Raw genomic sequence first — 23,225 nt, forward strand, 5'->3', positions numbered from 1 at the left:
TTTATGCTTACAAGTACTATTTTATTTACCTAATTGTACATCCCCTCCAAAAACTCCTATTATTTTCTTCTCTGAATTGTAAACAGGAATTGCAATTGTGGTACAAATTTCGTTTGTCGCTAAAGAAATGTAAGGCTCTGTCACTGTTATTTCCCCTTCAATAGCCCGTTGAAACCAAGACCTGTGATATACATTAGAAATTCCTACTTCCATTGAAATAGCCTTTATATCTCCATTATTTAGAATAGAAAATACCAACTCAAAATTTGGATATTTCTTTATTATTTCCATGACTATCTCTTTTGCTCTATTCCCAAACAGCTGTTCCTTGTTTTCTTCTATTATTCTCTGAAGTATCTTTTTAGCCTCTTCAATTTTTCTTTTTTGCTCTTGTGTAAGTTTTACTGTGCTAGAAAATTTTTTAACTAATGTCTGCAATTTTTCTGCAAAGTTATTTAATTTTCCCATCATTTCTTTTAATTCTTCCATTGAAGAAACTTGTTCTTGAGTAGAAGCTAATGTCTCCTGGGTATTTGCTGCAGTTTGTTGTGTAACCGCTGCAATCTTGTGATTGAGTTCTTTAATTTCTTTAATTTTATCGTATTGAGAGTTTACTAAGTTGTCTACAGACATAATCGCCTCTATAACTCTGCTACTAGATTTTACTACATTTTCTATCTTTTCTTTTGCAGTATTTGTATAAGACAAATTTTCTAACGCGTTTTGAATTTCTTGTTCCAATTTCCCCGAAACTTCTTTAATTTTTTCTTGAATGTTTTTAGTCAGTAAAACTATTTCTCCCGCAGCAGAAGCAGACTGCTCTGCAAGATTTCTCACTTCCTGTGCTACCACAGCAAAGCCTTTTCCTTGTTCTCCTGCTCTTGCTGCCTCTATTGCAGCATTTAAAGCTAATAAGTTTGTTTGATCTGCAATTTTATTCACCATCCCAATTATATCTGTTATCTTATTTGCTCTTTCTCTTAAATCCAATACTTCTTTAATTAATTCCTTATTCTTGTTAGCACTTTCTTCTATCCTTTTCATCAATTCAGTCATAATCGCTTCATTTTCTTTTATTACTTTTCCCATCTCAAAGCTTAAATCTTTAGTTTCATTAAATTTACTTTTAATCTCTTTATTAAACTCAAAAGCTTGATTAGCATCCTTGGCAGTTTGCTGAGCAGCTTCTGCTTGCTCTTCTGCCCCCTTTGCAATTTCTTCTAAAGCAGCAGCAATCTCTTTTGCAGCATTGGTAACGTTATTAATCTCATGTGTTAATTTTTTTGACCCAACAACTGTTTGTTCCGCAGTTTGTTGAGATTCTGTAACTAATCTTTTAAAGTTATTCAAAAAGCTATTTAGAGATTTAGCTAACGTTTCAAATTCATCATCACCTTTTATGTCAATTTTTTTCGTCAAATCCCCTTTTGCTATTCCCTCAATGGCTTCCTTCATTTTTTCAACTGCTAAAATCATACTTTTTTCGAACATTATCCAATGAAGTAAAACAGCTATAACAACTGTTACAATAAAAGCCTCTACATAAGGCACAACTGTATTTCTACTTGCAAAATAGGTCACAAAAAAAGCAACTAAAATACTGTTTACACCCGCCAAAATAACACCGTACATCAACAGCCTAAACTTGATACTTTTAAGCATAAAAATCCCTCCTGTTTTAGGTTGCATTAATTACAACATAGGTATTAGCCTTTTCTTATTATTTCTACAAAACCTTAAATATTCCTTCTCTTTTTGCAAAAATTCTACAAAATAAAGCAGGAGTCCATTGAAGATTCCTAAACTTAAACATCAAGGCAACTGCCGCCTATAAATTCTCTTATGATAGAATTGGGAGGTATTGCTAATTCATCTTCTAATGGAAGGAAATAACTCAAAAACTCTAATATTTCTTTAGCGATAGAATAAGCAGGATTGTCTTGGGAAACTTTCTTAAGCAAAGGCTCTGCATATTTTTTTAATACAGGTAGCTCATAAGGTAAAAAAGAGTTAAACATGACATCCGCTTGTTCTTGATAAGGGAAAATCCATTTTTCTTCTCCTTTTCTGACCATAGGCCACATGTTTATAGTCTCTGCCGCATCACTAGAACGGAATTGGCTATCTCTCACCATGCGCCTTATTAATCTTGTCTGAGTAGTAGATATTCTATTATGTTCATCAAGATTTAGCTGCGTAATAGCACTCACGTATATTTTATATTTATTATCTTTAGGTATTTGCAAAGTCAATTTTTCATTTAGACCGTGAATCCCTTCCATCAAAATAATTTGATTTTTGTCAAGTTTTACTTTTCTTCTTTCTGGCTCTCTTTCCCCTGTTTTAAAGTTAAAAATAGGAATTTCTACTTCTTCCCCTTGAATAAGCTTTATTAAATGCTCATTGAAAAGTGGCAAATCTAACGCATCTATGGACTCAAAGTCGTAATTTCCAAACTCATCTTTCGGAGTAAGTTCTCTTGGCACAAAATAATTGTCTAATGATATCGGAAAAGGCTTTAGTCCGTTTACCCTCAACTGCACACTAAGTCTATGAATAAAAGAGGTTTTCCCTGAAGAAGAGGGTCCAGCAATAAGCACTACTTTTATCATTTTGTTTGAAGCTATATAATCTGCAATTTTGGATATTTTCTTCTCATGAAATGCTTCAGAAACCAATATTAAATCTCTACCTCTTCCTTGTTTTATCATGTCGTTCAAAGAAGAAACATAACTTATGTTTAAAATACTTGCCCACTCCTCTGTCTCTTTAAAAATCGAAGCAAGTTTTGGAACATCCACAAACGCAGGCAAAGAGCGGGGATTATATACATCTGGAGCAATTAAAATAATGCCTGGAAAATAAAAACGTATATCAAATACTTTTAGATACCCTGTAGAAGGTACACAAGGGCTATAGAAAAAGTCCACTGTACCATCACAATAATAAACAGGAACCTTGTCTTTGTCAGTATCTTTAAACAATTTTACTTTCTCAGTCAATCCTTCTTTTTCAAATAGCTTTATTGCCTCTTCTTTAGGCAACATTTTTCTTTCGATTTTTAAATCCTTCTCTATTATTTCTTCCATCCTCTTTTTAATCATAGAAACAATTTTATTGTTGAGAGAATAACCATGTATCTCGCAATACAATCCTTTCCCTAAAGAATGTTCAATAGTAACTGTAGCTCCAGGAAGTAGCTCTTTTACAGCTTTAATAAAAACAAAAGTCAAACTTCTTCTATATATCCTCGTACCTTCCTCAATCGTCGTATCTACAAACTCCACTGTGCTATCCTTTGAAACTGTGCAGTTCAGATCGACTAATTCATTATCGACTTTCGCAGCCACTATTATCCCATTGTAAAGATGTTCAAATTTTTTTGCAATATTTTCTAATTTTGTCCCTCCTGGGTATTTATAAATATTACCTGCAATAGCAATTTTCATAAAAATCACCTCAATAGGATTATATACTAATAGACTTGTGCAAAATTCAAAAGCCTTCATTTAAGCCATTCTACAGACATACTTTTTTCCTATCACTCTTGAATTTTTTATCTTTTATGTAGGATTTCCCCTCCCATTTGTCGAATTATTATATATACCGCATGAAAATATTTTTTAAGGAGGGGGAAATCCTACATGTACCAGCTTCAATTACTTTTAAATATACCTGAACTCTTTACTTCTCTGTCTAAAATTGATTTCTATTCTTCTATGTTTAAAAATCTAGACTTGTCTTCAATACCTGAATTCCCTTCCTCTAGTCCTGGCCGTAAGGGTTATTCTCATCATGCAATGTTTAGAGCTTTTATTGTTATGAAAGCTGAAAGATTCGGTACAATTTCTGACCTTTTAGATTATCTCCGCAATAATCTTATCATTGCTCATCTTTGTGGCTTTAACATCCTTAAACCTCTTCCTTCTTATTGGACTTTCCGCCGTTTTATTAATGAGTTCTCTCATGATTATTTGACCTCTATCTTTCAAAATCAAGTCAATATCCTCAAAAATATGGGCATTATCTCTGGTGAGTTTATTTCCATGGACTCTACCCCTATTAAAGCTAACACTAAGTTAAATAACCCTAAGTCTTTTTCTAAAAATAAATTCTCTAAAGATAATCAGCCTAAGTCTGATAAGGATTGTAAATTAGGCGTTTATTCTGCTTCTAATGATTCTTCTAATAAACGTTATAAGTTTTATTGGGGCTATAAAAATCATATTATTGTTGATGCTATCTCTGGATTACCTATCGCTGAAACTACTACTCCCGCTGATGTCCCTGATTTTGAAGTTGCTTTGTCTTTACTTGAAAAGACTAATAAGTGGTTTAACCTTAAGTATGTTAATTTTATTGCCGATAAGGGGTATGATGTTAAGAGAGTTTATAATTTTGTTAGAGATACTCTCCATGGTCATTGTTTTATTCCTCTTAACAAGCGTAATTCTAAAAGTCCCCCACTGACTGATGATGGTTATATGGTTTGTGAAGCAGGTATTAAAATGCTCAAAGACGGCAAGCAGTATTTTGATGGTTTTATTAAGCAAAAATTTGTTTGCAAGTTCTGTAATTCTAAAGATGACTCTGCCTGCCCTATAAAGCATCCTAAATATTTTAATGGCAAAAAGCATAGAGGCTGTACTAAGTATGCTATTATATCTTCTGATTATAGGTCTTCTATTAATAGAGACTCCCTATATTTTAAGGCTGTCTATAGACTAAGAGTAGAATCAGAAAGATATAATTCTCGATTTAAAGCTCTAGATTTTGAAAAGGCTTATGTTAGAAATATTAATTCTGTCAGCAACCTTAATACTTTTGGCCATATTACTTTGCTTACTGTCGCTATTGTAGCTATTAAACTGGGTAAATTTGATGAGTTTAAGTCTCTTGTTGCTTTAATGCAATCGGCTTAACTTTTGCTGAATTTAGCTCATGCCATTTTTTAACATTTGACTTCTACAGGATATTTATGCCCTTCTTTAGCTCCTCTTTTTGTCTTTTCTTTTCCCTTACCACTTCCTTTATGTTTGATTGTCAGTGTTGATTACTATATATTGTATGTCATACATATTTTGGTTTTTGTTCGTGATTATTTTAATTAATTTTGCACATCCCTATTATATACTAATACAATACAAAATTAAAAGCCCTTTCTTTTGATAGTTCTGTGTCAAGATTTTGTAGGTAAAAGTCTGTGTCAAGTTTTCGTAGGTAAATTTTTTAAAAATTTTTTGCCTAACTTACCTCACCACCAACACGTAATTCACTTTACTAAATATGAAATATGTTCTATTTATGTTAAATTATTACTCCGAAAGAAAACAACAAACATCCTAATTTTTTATTACTTTTCAAATGACAAATACTGGCTATTAACCTTCTGCTTTAAACACTTACTGCCAAACCATTAGCTCGTGTTATCTCTTTTAAAACATATTTTATCCATGGCCTTCCTGCAAATGGACCTTCTAAAATCGGCAGAGACACCTTTAACCATTTCTCTATGTCTTCAGCTTTATAATCCTTCCCTGTTTTTGATTGTACTACTTCTTTTAATTTCTCCTGCTTTAAAGGCCAACGCATTGTATAGTTTTCTAATTCCCCATTTGCCTTTTCCGCTAATATGCGAGACATTCTGTCTCCACCTTCTATTGTCCATCTACAACCAAGCCGCTTCATTCTTCTAGCTATATTGTGCTGTATTTGCCCTTCTATGGCTCCTAATCGTTCTGTTCCAGGAGAATTTACTATACCTCCCCAGTTATCCAGCAAATACTTTAAAAGCTTAGTAAGTTTTTTCTTACGTTCTCCTTTGGCTCTCTTTATCGCCTCCCTTAATGTTCCCTCAGTTTTTTGTAGGTCGCCTTGATAAATAGCTTCACGTACTTTGTCATAAGTTTCTTCGTCATACCAAAGTGCTTCTGTTAATTGTCTGTTAAGATGATATGGATCTAATCTATACTCTGCAGCAGGAAAATATTCTAAACCCTCTTTCGGCCATTCTGCTCCGTCTCCTCCTATGTATACTTTCTCTACACCTTCTATATCCCATTTGCATCCCACTTTTGCATAAGTCTCTTCCCATATCTCTTCACTATTACCTAATCCACTTACTACTAGCTTGTTCTTCAATCTATATCGCTCTTTATCTATCTTCTCTTTGCCTTCATAGGCTATTAAATGCTTTATTTCTCCCCTCTTTTTATCTGCTCTTTGTAGTCTTATTATCACCCCGTCACTTTCGATATACAGTCTCTTTGTAACCTTCTCTCCTTTAGGAACCTCTCCATATTCAAAAACTTCTTTCCTTCTTTCTTCACTATCTTGTTTTAAAATTTCCCCTAATTCCTGTACTGCTTTCCAAATTGTCATTGGACTAATGCCAGGAAAAAGATAACTTAATATCTCTGCTGCGCGCCTAAACGGCATTTCTGTACTTAGTTTTACAGCTATCTCTCTTAACCTTGGCGTTATTTGGGAACGGGATGGCCAACCCAATAACTCATCTAGCAAAAACTTTGTCTCTCCTGTCTGTTTATTTCTGTAAAGACGCCTCCTGTAAATAAATTCTCCAAATGTACTAACAACCTGTTTCGCCCTAAATCCTACTACTTCCCATATGTTACGATCACGTTCCTTCATAAGACGAGTATCTATTTCTTCTAAAGCCCATGCAAAAATTTGATTGGAAATTCTCTGCGTAAGCTCATGTATACCTTCTTCAAGTTCATAAAAGTCTTTGCTTTCTTTTATTATTTTTATTAAACCATTAGCAAAAAGCAGGATTGCACCCACTATGTGTCGAATATCTAACATATCAGACCTCACCTTCCTTTTCATTTTTGTTTTTGATTGTGTTTTGGTGGTGAGGTCTTTTTTCTACATTTGACCCCCTTTTTCCTGCTTCATTTCACCTACTTAAATTTTACACTGCCTAGGTAAAAAATTTTATAATCAACCTCACCGCCAAAAATCTATAAGTTTAAATTAGTGATTTGTATATATTACTATTTATGTTAAATCATTGCTTTAATAAAGCACAAATGTCCCTTCTCCTTTCCCTTGCTTTTCTTAATGTAAAATAATGGAACTATTCCTGCCTCAAATACCTACTGCTAAGCCATTTGCTCGTGTTAATTCCTTTAAAACGTATTTTATCCATGGCTTGCTCGCAAATGGACCTTCTAGTATCGGTAATGAAACTCTTAACCACTCTTCTATGTCTTCTTCCGTGTACTTTCTTTTTTCCTCCTGCTCTACCGGCTGTATTATCTTTTTTATTTCTTCTTGCTTTAAACGCCATTGCTTTGTATAGTCTTCTAATCTGTCATTTGCTTTCTCCGATAATATCCTGGGAAGTTAAAATAAAATTGTGTCCGCTGTATAATTAGTATTGAAATAATTAACAAAGGAGGTTCACGATTATGGAGAAAAGTGAAATTTTTGAAACAGCTAAAAATATGGCTATCGAACAAGTGTTAAATATGTATTGCTTCAAGGACGACCCTACTCACCCAGCTCTCAAACAACTTTTAGAAAGCTTACTTGAATGCATCATGTTATCAGAAAGATCAGTTTATCTTGCAAAAAATGAAAATGACAAAGGCAATGGCTTTTATGAGAGAAAACTCGCAACTCCTGTTGGCAACCTTGAACTCTCCGTTCCTCGCACACGCTCGGCTTCTTTTAGACCTTCCATCCTCCCTGAGCCCTACAAAAGAGTTGACAGCTCTTATACTAACTTACTTATGTCCTTAGTTGCCAATGGTTATTCCGAAAGTTCTTTAGTCCAAACTCTCAAAAGCTTGAGTCTGCCCTATTCTGAAGACGAAATCGCAAAAATCAAAAACGACTTTAAAAATGAGCTTCAACTTTATAAACAGAGAGAATTACCCGAAAGTGCTTTTGCTCTCATCATTGACGGTTATCACTGTGAAGTAAAAGATAATTCCAAAGTCAAACAAGCTACTTGCTATGTTGTCCTCGGTATCGATTTAGAAGGCAAAAAAGATATCTTCGGTATCTACACTTTCTTTGGCAAAGAAAATAAAACCGATTGGATGAAAGTATTCGAAGACTTAATTACCAGAGGTCTCAAAAAAGTCTTAATAGTTGTAAGCGATGATTTCCCTGGAATCATTGATGCTGTTAAACTCGCTTACCCCTACGCTGACCATCAGCTGTGTTTTGTTCACCTCCAGCGTAACGTTAAAAAGCATATGGCAAAAGATGATGCATCTGTCTTTAACAAAGAATTAGATAAAATAAGAGCTTCCTCTTCTGATTTTGACGAAGCTGTTTCAAATTCAAACTCCTTTGTAATCAGTATTCCTCAAAATATCCCCGTTTTATAAAGGAAATTTATGAAAAAGCCGAGTTTTATCTTGCACATATGAAGTATCCAGAGGATTTAAGAAAGCACATTTATACTACCAATGCAGTAGAAAGTGTCAACAGTATAATTGAAAAAATAAAAATAAACTCAGGCGGTTATTTTCAATCAGTAGAAGTTTTAGAAATAAACATCTATTTACAACGAGAAAACTTGCGTCGGGGCAAGTGGAAAAATGGAGTGCCTATCCTTAAAAAATGTAGTTACAATATATTACATCTCTACGATATGCGCTATGAAATGGAAACACAAAATTCTTGACAAGTCTCTGCTTTGCTCTAAATCCTATTACTTCCCACACTCTTTTCTCTCGGTTCTCCATTAACTTTCTATCCATCTCTTCTGCTATCCACTCAAGAAGTTGTTTCGATATTCCTTGTGTAAGTTCATGTATCCCTCTCTCCAGTTCATAAAAATCTTTACTCTCCCTTATTATTCTCATTAAACCTTGAACAAAAAGCAGGATTATACCCACTATGTGTCGAATATCCAATAAACATATCAGACCTCACCTTCCTTTGATTTGATTTTTGTTTTTTCGCGGTGAGGTGTTTTTTCTATATTCATACCTCATTTTCCTGCTTCATTACTTACTGAAATTTTACACTGATAGTGTAAAATTATCGTAGGATTTTTAAAGTGAAAAAAACAAGAGACAACCCCTGTGATAAAATAGAACTTGGAAACAAAACATCACAGAAAGGGGTGTCTCTTGTGAAAAAATATATTTTTGAAGATATTATACTACAAAATGCTCTAAATTTCACTAGAGAAGTGATAGAAATTTTTGGTGATTTATTAAAGGTTAGTTGTATAATTAAATGCAACAGATAAAAAAATAGAAACCATAGTGAAAATCATGTATGATATAGGTGTCAAATCAACATCATACAAGGAGGATTTTCACTATGGTTCATAATAATTGTACCACAAAAAAGCGTTCTTTTAAACACTTAAGTAGCTATGAACGAGGAGAAATCTATGCATTACTCAAGGAAGGAAGGAGTATTCGGTATATTGCTAAAAAACTTAATCGATCTCCAAGTACCATAAGCCGTGAAATTAAACGTGGAACTACTACACAACTTAGAAGTGATTTGTCTTCTTATACAAGCTATTTCCCTGAAACTGGTCAGGCTGTCTACGAAAAAAATCGTTCAAATTGTGGAGCTAAATTTAAAGCAGCTAAAGCAGAAGATTTTTTGAAATATGCTGAAAATAAAATATTACATGAAAAATGGTCGCCGGATGCAGTTGTAGGTTATTGTAAGAAGGACCCAAGCTGGAATAATAAAACCATTGTTTGTACTAAAACACTCTACAACTATATAGATAGAGGATTATTAAAAGTTAAAAACATTGATTTACCTTTAAAACTACGTTTAAAACCAAGGTGTCATTTCTCAAATTAATTCAGCCCAAAACCGATAAAATTTTTCAGATTAAATAATCTTGTGATAAAATTAATGCTAAAGGAATGTGAAAAAAATTCATCACATTCTTTTAGCATTAATTTTTTAATTGGAGATGTTGTTTTATGCAAATAATTTTTCATGTTGATAACATTGAAGAATATTTGCAAAGAAGTAAAGATTACAATTTTCCTGACCCACCAGACAGATGCCCTCATTCTGACTGCAAGTGCAGAGTAAAACTAAAAAGCACGGTTTTTACTACCGTTACTATTTAGATGGACCTAACTGTGTAAAAATAGCCATAAGAAGGTATATATGCCCTGTGTGCAAAAGGACTCTTTCCTACCTCCCTGATTTCTGTATTCCTCATTTTCAGTATTCTTTCAATATGATTGTAAAGTCTTTAAAAGAGACACTTACAAGAGAAAAAACTCTCAGTTCTTTCATAAATGACTTAAAAAGAAACTTCCCTACCATACTATTTTCAAGACAGCATATATATTTTTACACCAAAAGGATAATGGATAATTTAAGTTTTATCATATATGGATTAAGGCAAATAGACCCTTACATAAAGTTATTCGAGGTTAGTTCTCAAAGAGAGAGGGCCAGAGAGATTTTGGACATAATAAACATTGTACCACTCTTTTCCCAACGGTTTTATGCTCATTGCCAAAAATCATTTCTGGCCCCTCTCACATAATTTTAGCATTAAACATGAAAGATTTAAATAAAAATTTTGATTTTTTCTTAGCAACATAGCTTTTTCCTTTAATGTCCCCCAGATATGAGCTAAAATTACGATTAAGAAATCAAAAAAGTGAAGGGGGAACATATAAATGCTTGATGAAAAAGCGAGAGAAGCTATAGCATTAAAGAGATTTTCACTGATAAGTCCGGTGTTAAACGGACAGGTAAAAAGTCAGAAAGAATATTTTGATGCTCTTTCCGATAAACCTATTGAGATACCTTATCTTGGAATGAGAAGATATACTCCTAAGACACTTAGAGGGTGGCTGTATCAGTATTTAAGAGGTGGTATAGAAGCGTTAAAGCCGGGTTATCGAAGTGACAGAGGCAAATACAGAAAGATAGACTTTGAACTTTCAGAGAGAATAAAGCAAAAGAAGCTTGAACATCCTGAAATGCCCAACAAACTTCTTTATGAGACATTGATAGGAGAAGGAATAATATCACCGGATAAAGTATCCCTTTCGACATTCTATAGGTTTTTGAAAAACATTCCTGTAAAATCTCTAGATAAAGAAAAAGAGGGTAAAACAAAGAGGTTTTCCCATGAATACATCAATGAACTGTGGCAAACTGATGTCATGTATGGGCCATATATTAAAGAAGGTAAAACAAAAAGACAAACGTACCTTATTGCATATATAGATGATGCTTCAAGGCTTTGTACCTATGCTCGCTTTTACTATACCCAGAATTTTTAGCTTTAAGAGACTCATTTAAAGAGGCGGTGCAAAGAAGGGGGATACCCAAAATGCTTTACACTGACAACGGAAAGATATATAGAAGCAGTCAATTGGAATATATCTGTGCTTCACTAGGCACATCTCTTATTCACGCTGAGCCTTTCTCACCTCATTCAAAAGGAAAAATAGAAAGATTCTTTCATACGGTGAGAATGAGATTCTTAAGCACAATAGATCCTACCTCCGTAAAGAGTATAGATGAACTCAACATGATGTTTTTTAAATGGCTGGAGGAAGATTACAACAGAAAAGAACACAGCAGTATTGGCATGAGTCCTTTAGATTTTTTCATGTCACAAATATCAAGAATAAATATGTGTAACATAGATATGTTGAATGAATGTTTTCTCATAAGAGTAAATCGTAAGGTAAATAAGGATGCTACACTTAAAGTGGAAAATATACTTTATGAAACAGAAGAAAAGTTTAAAAATATGCACTTAGAAGTCAGATATGACCCTGAGTGGCTTAAGGATAATACACCGCTTCTACTTTATTATGAGGGCAAAAAAGTGGGGGAAGCGTATAAAGTGAACTTTCATGAGAATGCTAAAATTCCTGCTGCGTATATAAAAGGCAAAAATGAACGTAAACGAAAATAGAAGAATAAGTGATTTACCAAGCATAAAGTAATCTCTTTTAACGATATCATTGATTGAAAGAGAGGTGCCTTAAAGTGTTTACCCAATATTTTGGAATGAAATTTAATCCATTTTCTAAAGAGATAAGTGTAAACGACCTTTACATAAGTGAAGACATTGCTGAATTAAATGCCAGGTTAAAATATTTACAAGAAACAAGGGGTATAGGACTTATCGTTGGGGAGGCCGGTTCAGGTAAATCTACTGCATTAAGAGGATATGCTGAAAGCCTCAACCGTTCTACATTTAAACCATGTTATTTCGCTTTATCTACACTTACAGTGAGAGAATTCTATCAAGCATTGGCTATGATTTTAGGCGAAACACCCTCATACAAAAAAGTAACGCTCTTTCACCAGATACAAAAAGCGATAACAGAACTTTACTATAGCCAGAAAATAACTCCTGTCATAATATTAGATGAAATACAACTGGTTTCTAATGATGTTCTTGAAGATTTGAGAATAATATTTAACTTTAATATGGATTCTCAAAACCCGTATATATTGATACTTTCAGGACAACCACACATAAGAAACAAACTAGCTCTCAATGTAAACAGTGCACTAAGGCAAAGAATTTCTATAAAGTATGTGATGCAAGGGCTAAAAAAAGAAGAAATTCAAGATTATATAAAAACAAGAATGAAAATAGCCGGAATGATGGATGATATATTTACACCATCAGCATATGAAGCAATATATTCCCTAACAAAAGGGCTCCCAAGGATAATAAATAACCTGGTAACAGCTTCTTTACTCTATGCGTATTCTAAAAGGCTAAGAGAAATAGACGAAGAAGTAATATACCAGGCACAAAATGAAATCAGTTTATGAGAGTAGCACTTTTTGTGTTACTCTCAATTTTATTATATATTAATTAAATAAAATTTCAATAACAGATATTAACATATTTTGGCGGTAATGCTCTTGGAAAGTGAAAAAAATTTTTAATCAGGCTGTAATAATTTGAGAAAAAATACTTTTATGCACTTAAAAAATGCCATTATAATTTGAAAATCTTTGGAGATTTAATTTGAGAATTGACAGTAGAAGTAAAGAGAGAAATAAAAGAGAAGAAAGAAGTAAAGGTATTATACATAGAGGCAGATGAAGACCATGTACCTTTACAAGAGGGTGGAGATGAAACACCTCGATTGGTGTACATACATGAAGGGAGGGAAGAGAGAAACGGAAGAAACGTACTGAAAAATGTGTATTACAAGGCATACGTAGGAGAGAAAGCTGAAGACATATGGATAGATGTAGCAAATTACATAGAAGAAAATTACAAGGAAGAGAAGATAGAGAAGATATACATAGCAGGAGATGGAGCGCCGTGGATAAAAGAGGGATTAGAGTGGATAGTAAAATCAAGGTTTGTGTTAGACAGATATCATTTAAACAAATACGTATTAAAAGCTACATCGAAAGAGCCAAAATACAGGGATAAGATATGGAGAGCAATAAATGAAGGAGATAAAGAAGAACTAAAGAAGGTATTTAATGAACTAATAAAGGTAACAAAGGAAGAGAGAGAAAAAGAGAAGGTAAAAGAGGCGAAGAGGTACATACTAAATAATTGGGAAGGAGTAGAGATATACAGTAAAGACAAAGATGTAATAGGGTGCAGTGCAGAAGGGCATATAAGTCATGTATTTTCTTCTAGATTAAGTAGGAATCCATTAGGATGGAGTAGAGAAGGATTAAAGTTAATGGCGAAATTAAGAGTATTCAGCAAGAATGGAGGAGATTTGCGAGAAATAGAATGGGGTAAGAAAGAGAATATAAATGAAGGGAGCTACAAATTAACGAAGAAGCAAATAAAAGAGGCGGTAAGGAGAGTTAAAACGTCTACAAATGAAAAAATAAATAATATTACGGTTTTGAATATAGGGAAAGTAACACCAATATATAAGGTTTTAAGAGCAATAAAATATGCGCAAGTTATATAAAATGCATGATAAGTTGAAGGCGGAAATTAACTAAGTTTCAGGGGTTGTCTTAAAAAAATCCTACAGTATCTTGACACTATCTTTTACACTATCCTCCTTGACTTATTTAGATCACAAACAATACAATATAATACACTATCAAAAGTATTGCACCTAGAGGAACAGCAGTTCGTGCCCATTCTGTACTTTTTATTTTTAATTTTCCCGCTGAAATGATGTTTGGAATATTACCTGGAATTAACATCCCTCCACTAATAAGCATTCCCATTAAAATAGCTCTTATCTGTTCCGGCGTCATTGATGGAGAAATTTCTGCTGCTGCTAGCGTAGCATTATCAACAATTGCGGAAATTGTATTTACCCAGTATAAAAGCTCACTTTTCATTTTAACAATATATAAATCAATTATAGGCTTAAAACCTGTTCCAAGTAGCTCTAATGCAAAAATAAAGACGAATACTTTAAAAGCTCTAATGAATACTTCTTTTATATTCTCATCTGCCTCAACATCTTCTGTAGGCTCACCTATCCCACTTTCTCTTTTTGCAAAAAATGTTCCTATTAATCCAAGAGCTAAAATTGCAATTATTATATCAATACCTATTAATCGTGCAAGATAAAAGAAGTCCGCATGTAATTTGGATACAACAATAGTAGCCAGTGGCTCTCCTACAGGTGTTAAAACAGCACCAAGGCCTATGGAGAAACAAGCAATGACAATCAAATTTATTTTGTTTTTTCTAGTAAGAGGCAAGTAGTTTACGACCTCAACCAAAACCAAAGAGGCAATTATTGCTGTAATAATGCTTGACATGAGCCCAAGTACCACGATTATAATGAATGCGAAAAGCCTCAAAGATATTTTATCTGCAACTTTTTCAACACCTATTTTCAATTTTTCTTTTAACAATGTAAAAATTAACCCTGCAATCAAAACTGCCAAAGTAATATAGTAAATGAGTGGATTTTTAAAAATATGGAAAAACAATTCTGCACTAAATTGTTTTGACACAATTACAGATATAATTCCCATTGTAAATAAAAAATATTCCAAATTGTGTTCTACCTGCTTTACCACAAATGGCAATAACAGAATAAGTACTAAAATTACAACTAATGCTGTTACCATATATATACCTCCTTGTAAGATATATTTAGATACAAAAGAGTATATAAACACGAACATTAACTTTTGAGGTGCCCCAGGGGTGTTGCAAAGAGTTTTTGTTGTATAATACTCATAGGATAGTGGCATCGACATAAATGCCTTCTGGGAAGCCTTCTACTAGCTTATTCCATCAAAATAGCACGTCGCCCATCCCTTGAGTATATACAATTGGGTTAGTTGAGGCCCCCTAGGGTATCCTCGCTTCATATGCAAGGCTGTATACTCAAGTAATGTAGGGAGGAACTTATGAAGTCTTTCTAAAAGCATTAAATGAGGTAATTTTTTATGATAAACAATAATATTGTTGTGGGAATTGACGTTTTAAAGGATTTTAGCTATTTTGCATGATAGGTCTTTAAACATCCTTTGCCGTCAATATTTTAGGTTGTCAGATGATTTTGCAAAGTATAAAAATTACCTCTCTGCTTTGGTAAGTCAACTCTTTCCATGTTATGACAAAGTATTCTCTGATATTACTTTTGAGTCCTCTTTGTATATTCTTGAAAATTTTTGTTCTCCTAGCAAGCTTTTAGATGCTGATAAGGAGATTTTAGTGCAAACTATTGCTAAGCTTGCCCGCAAGGGCTACAATTGGGCTTTGAAGAAATATAATGCAAGGTACATTTTTGCTGTATTAAGGGATGAAGAGCCTTTTAGGTTAATTACTCCTGAAGAACATTTAAAAGCTTTTGAAAAAGCGAGATTAAACTCATCGAAGATTTCTGCATAGTAATTTTGATTTTCTACTTTACTTTTTCTAGTTGCGGTAAAGTCTTTTTTCGATACTTAAGTGCCTTTTTCCTTCTTAGACCACCTACTTAAATTTTGCACTATCCTTTTGATATGAAGGACTTTAGACTGTAGACAAAGTCCACATGCATAAAAAGTGGGGTTTCTCTTCAATCTGAAAGAACCATTTTAGGTTCTTAATAACGCGCGTGCCTTTGAGAAAATTAATTTAGATTGTTCTGTGGCCACTCTTAGTATCTCCTGTAGTCCAGTAATCTGGTAACTGTTCGGAAAAGGTAAGATCCATTCGATGTGACATATACTTCTTACTGCTACCAGTTAAGTAATTTTGACGCTGAAGAACATCGTTTGACTAAAAATAGAAATCGCTACTTCCGATATTACTTGGCACAAGCTACCAACTCGTTGTGGGTGCACAACGAGGAATACAGGACCTATTATCAATCAAAGTATGTGAGGTAACCGAACATCAACATAAAAGAGCGCTGGTATTGACTACGCGCAAGCTTACAAAGCTGGCCTTTGCTTAGCTAGAGCAAAGGCCAAATATACAAAGGGAAAGAGGTGATTTGCTAATTTTAGTTTAAATGAAATAAATTATAATGAACCCCAACTTTTATCATAGAGTTTGGAGAAGAGGAAGGAGTATTATTATACTTTTTTCCTTAAAAACTTTAATTTCCATTTTTAGAGTCTTGACATTATGGTTTGAAACTATCGCTTCACTTTATTTGTTACTTACACTAATTCCTAGCAAACCACTTTATTTTCTTAACAAAAGTTTACTTAACTCGGCAACTGTAAATGGAATTAAACTGAAGGCAACAATTATGAGCCAATCAAAGTATGATAAAGTAACAGTGTTAAAAACAGTTCTCAAAAATGGTAAATATATAACTCCTATGAGCAGTAATAATGATAACATTGTACTTGCTACCATATATTTATTCTTAAAGAAACCTATCTTAAATACTGAGAACCTTTCAGAACGCGCAGTATACGCTCTTAAAAGTTCCCCAAATATCATCGTGGCAAACGCATATGTTCTCGCGGCTTGAATTTCACTCGTGTAATGTAACCCATAAATGAAAGTCCCAAGAACAGCTACAGTTAAAGCTGTGCCTTGAACAGCGATCTGGATTTGCATACTCTTGTCTATAATAGGTTCATCTGGTTTTCTCGGTGGTTTTTGCATTATGTCTGGCTCTTTACCTTCCATACCCAGAGCCAAAGCAGGAAAGGCATCTGTGAGTAGATTTACCCACAGTAATTGTATTGGTTTTAATGGAACTGGAAGACCCATTAGCATTGCAAGAAAGATAATTAAAATTTCAGCTATATTACATGATAAAAGGTAAAATATGAATTTCCGTATATTCGAGTATATTATTCTACCCTCTTCCACTGCTGCTACAATACTCGCAAAATTATCATCAGTTAGAATCATGTCCGCGGCTTCTTTAGCAACGTCTGTACCAGTAATTCCCATAGCTACACCTATGTCAGCTTTCTTTAAAGCAGGCGCATCATTGACACCATCACCTGTCATAGCAACAATCTGCATATTTCTCTTTATGGCATCTACAATCTTCAATTTGTGCATAGGTGAAACTCTCGCATAAACCGAAACATCTTTTACATTCTCACTTAGTTCTTTTTCATCTAGTTTATCAAGCTCTAAACCAGTAAGAACCTGGTTTTCATTTTCTATCATTGAAAGTTCTTTAGCAATAGCTACAGCAGTATCTTTATAATCACCTGTTATCATAACCGGTTTTATTCCTGCTCTTTTACATACTTTTATTGCTTCCTTAACCTCGGGCCTTGGTGGATCAATCATTCCTATTAAGCCAACAAATATTAAATCTTTTTCTATGTTTTCTGGTTCTGGAGTTTTCGGAATACTTTCTAATTCTTTATACGCAATAGCAAGAACTCTTAGTGCTTGGCTTGCCATTTCGTGATTAGCGTTTAAAGCTTCTTGCTTATTTTTTTCGGTTATAGGTACTATTTCACCCTCCTTATATATACGAGAAGAAAGATTGATTATTATATCAGGTGCACCTTTGATGAACGCAACATACCCTTTCCCAGCAGGATGGAAGGTAGTCATTCGTTTTCTTTCAGAATCAAATGGTATTTCTTGAAGACGTGGCATAACTTTTTCAAGATCCTTAGAATACATGCCACCCTTAGCTGCAGCTACAACAATAGCTCCTTCTGTAGGATCGCCGATTATACGCCATTTCTTCTCTTCATTTGCAACCGTTTCTTCAAGTTTTGCGTCATTACAAAGTAGACCTATCGTCAATAATTGCCTTAGATTAACATCTTCTATAGGATTTACTTCTACACCATCCAAATAAAATTTTCCTTCAGGATTATATCCTTCACCGCTTACGTCATAAAACTTTCTATTTGTATATATTTTTGTTACTGTCATCTCATTCTGTGTAAGAGTACCGGTTTTGTCCGAACATATAACTGTTACACTGCCTAATGTCTCAACAGCATGTAGTTTTTTTACTATTACATGACGTTTTACCATTCTTTGCATACCAATAGCCAAAACTATGGTAATCACAGCAGGAAGTCCTTCTGGAATAGCTGCTACTGCTAGACTAACCGCAGTCATAAACATTTCAAGTACGGGAATACCTCTTATCAACCCTATAACAAATATTACCCCGCATATTACAAGACTCGCAATACCCAATATTTTACCAGTATCTGCTAGTTTCCTTTGCAGAGGTGTAGCTTCTTCGGAAGTTGTTTGAATCATCTCAGCTATTTTTCCTATCTCGGTGTTCTTCCCTGTATTTACTGCTATACCTTTACCTCGGCCATGAGTAACTACTGTTCCCATAAAGGCACAGTTTATTCTGTCGCCTAAAGATACCTCATCTTTTAATACAATGTCTGCATTTTTATCTACAGGAACCGACTCCCCTGTTAATGATGCTTCGTCAATCTTTAAATTGATACATTCGACTAGTCGCAAATCTGCTGGTACATAATTTCCCGCTTCAAGTAAAACAACATCTCCCGGAACTAATTCACGAGCAGGGATTTCTATTATATGCCCATCGCGAATTACTTTTGCTTCTGGGGCTGCCATCCTTTTTAAGGCTTCCATCGCTTTATTAGCCCTTGATTCTTGGACAGCTCCTAAAATAGCGTTTAATATGACAATTAGTATGATTACTACTGAATCAGTAACCTCACCTATCAAGATAGAAATTACACTCGCTATTATAAGAATTATAACAAGAAAATCCTTAAATTGATTTAAAAAAATCTCAAATAATGTAACTTCCTTTTTACTTACAATCTCATTGTATCCGTAAGTTTTCAGCCTTTCATTTGCAATATCAGAAGAAAGACCACCGGTAAGAGATACATTCAACATTTCGACAACTTCATGCTTGTCTAATAAATGTACTTTATTTTCGGTCATTTCTTTTGTCATTTTCCCTATACTAGTCAATTCATCTGTCACCCTCTCTTTTAACAGCTTATACCTTTATCTATATAACTACTGATATCAGACAGAAATCTCTCACTTTCTCTTTATGAACTTAGCTTTTTTATTGACTTTATATCCTTACAAAATCAAACAACCATCACCCACTACTATATCATTTATATCAATTTATTATTATTCATCGAGATTATTTAACGCTAATTTCGCTTTATTAATCATATATATGGTATTGCGATAGCGGAGTGTACAATATATTCCAATTAGCATCATAACTATACTTAGAGGGAAATATCGTAAAAACAAAAAATTTGCAACTATAATTCCCGTAGCCACTAAAGAAAGGATTAACCAGTTCCTTGCTATTTTCTTGTTCAGGTCAATATAATCCATTAATTGCTCTTTTGTCGGCTTATATGATGTTATAGCTTTACTCTTAAATTCACTGTTCGAAGCTATGTTATGAGTTTTTTTCTTAAAAATTGCTGACTTGTAAAATCTATATAAGTAAAATATCCCCCCTAAGCAAAACAAAAGTGCAATTAAAATATCTTTATAATAGATAAAACGTATAATTGCTAATATACTAAAAGATATGCCAGCAACTAAATAATTCCATTTCATGTAAACCCCTCACTCTATGTATCTTTGTATACGGTAATCCAAATTACACTTTTTAATGACACATGGAGCCTCTCTATTTCATAGAGGGCAAAAATCCAATATTTTTGCCCTCTATATAGGTATTCATAAGCCATTTTGGCTAAATAAATTTACAAATGTAGATCTTTTTTAAAATTACTATATTATTTTAAAGTACTGGAGAACTCCAACAATACCCATAAATGTCAATACAATTCCCGATATCACAAGCAAGATAGAAGTTACTGTGTTAAGTTGGTAAGCTTTAGGCAACATCTTTCGATCTGTCCAGTACATTGCTAAACACCAAATACCACCCGTTAACACGCCACCTATAAGTGATGCAGGGGTAATTATACTTACGGGATTTGCACCTGTCCAAACAGCAATAGTACCACCTATAGCAACATAAAGAGCAATTGGTAATTGTAAGCGACGAACCCCTAATTTTCTAATACCTTCTATAACAGGCGAAAATGTTTCATAAGTAGTATAAGTGTAGCCTATATAGACACCATACATAGTTCCAAACAAAGCAAGAAAAACAGCAACGTAATAGAGATAAGTTAACAGTGGATGAATTACTTGTAAAAATTTTACTTGATATGTGAGTAAATCGTTATCTGCTGGTATTAGTTGCTGTGGATGAAGAATTACTGCTCCATTTACCATGAAACCTATTGTGAACAACACAAGAAGTCCATATGAAACAACATTATCAGTCAAAGCAGCCTTGGTCCAACTCAATCCTTTTTTCACTTCTTCAGGATCTTCGCTAAGTGGAATACGCTCACCAGGTTTTAAGTTAATTAAATACTCTCTAATATTATCAAGGTCTTCTCTCCCTAAAGCACCCCAACCTTTTTCACGCAGCATACCAGTATAACCAATATAATCATATGTTCCGCCACCAATAGCTCCCATATAAGTAACTATTTCGACCCATACAGGACGTGCTGCAACGCTTGGATATTTTTGTACTATCCAAGGTTCATACGAAGGGATTCGCGGTATTATAGACCCTATCAACACTTGTACCCAATCAGGTTTTACCGCAATTACAGCTGCCAAAATACTTATAACCATTGCAGCAACAATAAATGTCTGTATTTTTTCCATCCTTTCATAGCTACCAGTTATAAAAAGGAGAAATGCTCCCCAAATCAATATAGTTGCCCATATAGGTTGTGACAAAACATGAGTATTATTAACCATGAAGTTCCCTAGCATACTACCAAGTCCACCTTCCCAAAACGGGAAGCACATAATTGAGAGTATTCCTAGCATGAGTGGGAACCATCCTTTCGGCCCCGGGAAAACGTAAGCCCAACGGGTCATAGGATGTTCACCGGTAAGAGTTATATATCGATTTGCTGTATAAGTCATTATCCCCTTCATTATTGCTCCTATTATAAAGGTCCAAAGAATTACATATCCGAATACTGCACCGCCTCTAGATGAGAAAAACACTTCACCACTACCTATAGTTATAGAAGCCATTATGGCACCTGGTCCAAAGTACTTTATCAGGTCCTTGAATTTGCCTTTAACTAACTCTTGAGGTGGCTCTGGATAAGTAATTATCATATCTTTTTTCTCTTCTTTAATCATACTTTCGCTCCTCCTTTTAGAATTTTTTAAAATGGGTATATCTAGAATTTTTTATTTATAGTGTCACACATCTTTATGTTTTCTCACCTCCAACTTTGTAGCATAATTTTCACTCTTACAATGACATGGATATCCTTGTAATTCCAAATTCTTTGTGCCCCATCACCTCCGATTTTGTAAACCTTCCATTAATTACATCTATCAAGTATAAAAATAATTTTTCTTCTACTTCTGCTAATGTTTCTTTACCTAATATTACAGTGCTTGCATTAATGTCTATATCATCGCCCATTTGTTGCCATGTTTGGGGATTTCCAGTAATTTTTATTACAGGACAAATAGGATAACCGGTAGGTGTTCCTCTACCAGTTGTAAAAATAATTACTTGACTACCTCCAGCAGCCATTCCTGTCATAGACTCCACATCATGCCCTGGCGTGTCCATAATAACTAAGCCTTTTTTAGATGGCCTTTGTGCATAAACTAATATTTCTTGAACTGTGCTGGTTCCTGCTTTATGAATAGCACCCAGTGATTTTTCTTCCAACGTTGTAAGGCCACCTTTTACATTGCCCGGCGATGGATTCCCACCTCGAAAATCTACTCCTAGCCTCATATAACGTCTTTCAACCTGATTAATTAATTCTAAAATTTTTTGACTTAATTCAGGAGTTGCCGCTCGCTTAGCCATAATATGTTCAGCGCCAATAATTTCAGTTGTTTCCGATAAAATAACGGTGCCTCCTAAATTTACAACGCGATCAGCTACACGACCAGTTACAGGATTTGCCACAATCCCAGATGTAGTATCTGAGCCACCACATTCTGTCCCTAGGATTAATTTCTCCCATCCAAATGGTTCTCTTTTCATCATTCCTAAATATTCTGCCATTTTTTTTGCTTTTTTTATCCCTTTTTCTACAGTTTGAGCTGTTCCGCCATCTTTTTGAATAGAAACAAAATCCACTGGTTTTCCACTTTCACCTATGCGAGAAGCTAAATCAGCTGCATCAATACTTTCACATCCTAAACCTACAACTAATACTGCCCCTACATTTGGATTTTTGCCAATTCCTTCTAAAGTACGAAAAACCATCTCCATATCAGCACCAATCTGAGCACATCCATGCTGATGTGTTACCGGTATAGCACCTGGTATTGCTTCCGCAATTAATTCCGTGGCTCTATTTGCACACACCACAGATGATACAATTAATAAATGGTTCCTAATGCCAACTTGATTATCTTGGCGCCAATAACCTAGCAGCTCTTTCATAAATCCTTGTCCTCCTTCGAACCGCCCCGTCCTCTGCGACCCTCAATATTGTGGATATGTACATGTTCACCTGCATGAATATTGGTAAAGGCAACCCCTATGGCTTCTCCATATTTGATAACCTTTTCACCTTTCTGAATGTCTTTAAGTGCCACTTTGTGCCCAAAAGGAATAGATTGTAATGCTTTTACCTCTAAGACTACATCTCCTATCAGTATCTCATCTTTTTTTATATCTTTTATTGCTGTGGCTACATTATCATTCTTGTTTATAATTACTACATTATTCTTGCTGATTTTAATCCCCTCCCTACTTTCCAAAACTTTGCTTAATATAATCGATACCAATTAAGTTAATCAATATATTTTAAAATGGAAGAAATTTTATCAGATT

Annotated in this window: 14 protein-coding genes and 6 pseudogenes; 10 read left to right on the forward strand and 10 right to left on the reverse strand. The window is 34.2% G+C overall.

Translation table 11 applies throughout. The features are described from left to right. Positions 1–21 precede the first annotated feature (21 nt). Positions 22–1,662, reverse strand: a complete 1,641-nt coding sequence (locus THEWI_RS08525) for a methyl-accepting chemotaxis protein (RefSeq protein WP_014063098.1) — start codon at positions 1,660–1,662, stop codon at positions 22–24. A gap of 143 nt (positions 1,663–1,805) precedes the next feature. Further along, on the reverse strand, positions 1,806–3,449 hold the full coding sequence (locus tag THEWI_RS08530; RefSeq protein WP_014063099.1) for a nucleoside kinase: 1,644 nt from the start codon (positions 3,447–3,449) through the stop codon (positions 1,806–1,808). A gap of 195 nt (positions 3,450–3,644) precedes the next feature. On the opposite strand from THEWI_RS08530, the gene THEWI_RS08535 reads away from it, so the two are divergent. Further along, the gene (locus THEWI_RS08535) at positions 3,645–4,922 is read left to right on the forward strand and encodes a transposase (RefSeq protein ID WP_014062090.1); all 1,278 of its coding nucleotides are present in this window, start codon (positions 3,645–3,647) and stop codon (positions 4,920–4,922) included. A 472-nt stretch (positions 4,923–5,394) separates the two neighbouring features. Here the strand turns inward: THEWI_RS08535 and THEWI_RS08540 are convergent, their stop codons facing one another. Then, positions 5,395–6,825, reverse strand: a complete 1,431-nt coding sequence (locus THEWI_RS08540) for an ISLre2 family transposase (RefSeq protein ID WP_014062134.1) — start codon at positions 6,823–6,825, stop codon at positions 5,395–5,397. Between the two features lie 608 nt (positions 6,826–7,433). On the opposite strand from THEWI_RS08540, the pseudogene THEWI_RS08550 reads away from it, so the two are divergent. After that, positions 7,434–8,662 (forward strand): annotated as a pseudogene (locus THEWI_RS08550) (IS256 family transposase). On the opposite strand, the gene THEWI_RS14930 reads toward THEWI_RS08550, so the two are convergent. After that, a complete protein-coding gene (locus THEWI_RS14930; protein ID WP_041589224.1) occupies positions 8,592–8,894 on the reverse strand; it encodes a UPF0236 family transposase-like protein in 303 nt (100 codons plus the stop codon). The pseudogene THEWI_RS08550 and the gene THEWI_RS14930 sit on opposite strands and share 71 nt — an antisense overlap. 146 nt (positions 8,895–9,040) lie before the next feature. On the opposite strand from THEWI_RS14930, the gene THEWI_RS08560 reads away from it, so the two are divergent. The 6 genes and pseudogenes from THEWI_RS08560 to THEWI_RS08585 all read left to right on the forward strand — a co-directional run. Beyond that, complete coding sequence (locus THEWI_RS08560; RefSeq protein ID WP_014063101.1) at positions 9,041–9,235, forward strand: hypothetical protein; 195 nt, start codon at positions 9,041–9,043, stop codon at positions 9,233–9,235. A gap of 74 nt (positions 9,236–9,309) precedes the next feature. Then, a pseudogene (locus THEWI_RS08565) lies at positions 9,310–9,795 on the forward strand (transposase); the annotation flags it as partial. Positions 9,796–9,938: 143 nt separating this feature from the next. After that, positions 9,939–10,519, forward strand: a pseudogene (locus tag THEWI_RS08570) (DUF6431 domain-containing protein). Between the two features lie 136 nt (positions 10,520–10,655). Then, a pseudogene (locus THEWI_RS15460) lies at positions 10,656–11,968 on the forward strand (DDE-type integrase/transposase/recombinase). 17 nt (positions 11,969–11,985) lie between these two features. Then, positions 11,986–12,786: an ExeA family protein gene (locus THEWI_RS08580; protein ID WP_014063105.1), complete on the forward strand. Its 801-nt coding sequence runs from the start codon at positions 11,986–11,988 to the stop codon at positions 12,784–12,786. A gap of 212 nt (positions 12,787–12,998) precedes the next feature. Continuing rightward, positions 12,999–13,904: pseudogene (locus THEWI_RS08585) on the forward strand (ISLre2 family transposase); the annotation flags it as partial. Positions 13,905–14,010: 106 nt separating this feature from the next. Here the strand turns inward: THEWI_RS08585 and THEWI_RS08590 are convergent. Then, positions 14,011–15,033, reverse strand: coding sequence for a DUF1646 domain-containing protein (locus THEWI_RS08590; protein WP_003869952.1), 1,023 nt, complete (start codon positions 15,031–15,033; stop codon positions 14,011–14,013). Between the two features lie 379 nt (positions 15,034–15,412). Between THEWI_RS08590 and THEWI_RS08595 the strand changes: the two genes are divergently transcribed. Both THEWI_RS08595 and THEWI_RS13915 read left to right on the forward strand, forming a co-directional pair. Further along, complete coding sequence (locus THEWI_RS08595) at positions 15,413–15,802, forward strand: hypothetical protein (protein ID WP_041589225.1); 390 nt, start codon at positions 15,413–15,415, stop codon at positions 15,800–15,802. Positions 15,803–16,134: 332 nt separating this feature from the next. Beyond that, positions 16,135–16,352: pseudogene (locus THEWI_RS13915) on the forward strand (IS110 family transposase); the annotation flags it as partial. A 233-nt stretch (positions 16,353–16,585) separates the two neighbouring features. On the opposite strand, the gene THEWI_RS08600 reads toward THEWI_RS13915, so the two are convergent. From THEWI_RS08600 to THEWI_RS08620, 5 genes are all read right to left on the reverse strand, one after another. After that, a complete protein-coding gene (locus THEWI_RS08600) occupies positions 16,586–19,279 on the reverse strand; it encodes a calcium-transporting P-type ATPase, PMR1-type (RefSeq protein WP_041589337.1) in 2,694 nt (897 codons plus the stop codon). A 201-nt stretch (positions 19,280–19,480) separates the two neighbouring features. Beyond that, entirely contained in the window at positions 19,481–19,927 is a 447-nt protein-coding gene (locus THEWI_RS08605; RefSeq protein WP_014063107.1) for a hypothetical protein, read from the reverse strand. Between the two features lie 177 nt (positions 19,928–20,104). After that, entirely contained in the window at positions 20,105–21,556 is a 1,452-nt protein-coding gene (locus tag THEWI_RS08610; protein WP_014063108.1) for an Nramp family divalent metal transporter, read from the reverse strand. Between the two features lie 115 nt (positions 21,557–21,671). Next, a complete protein-coding gene (locus THEWI_RS08615) occupies positions 21,672–22,832 on the reverse strand; it encodes a UxaA family hydrolase (RefSeq protein WP_014063109.1) in 1,161 nt (386 codons plus the stop codon). Then, a complete protein-coding gene (locus tag THEWI_RS08620) occupies positions 22,829–23,179 on the reverse strand; it encodes a UxaA family hydrolase (protein WP_014063110.1) in 351 nt (116 codons plus the stop codon). Before THEWI_RS08620 ends, THEWI_RS08615 begins: the two co-directional genes overlap by 4 nt. Positions 23,180–23,225: the final 46 nt, after the last annotated feature.

Source organism: Thermoanaerobacter wiegelii Rt8.B1 (genome assembly GCF_000147695.2).
Classification (GTDB): Bacteria; Bacillota; Thermoanaerobacteria; order Thermoanaerobacterales; family Thermoanaerobacteraceae; genus Thermoanaerobacter; species Thermoanaerobacter ethanolicus.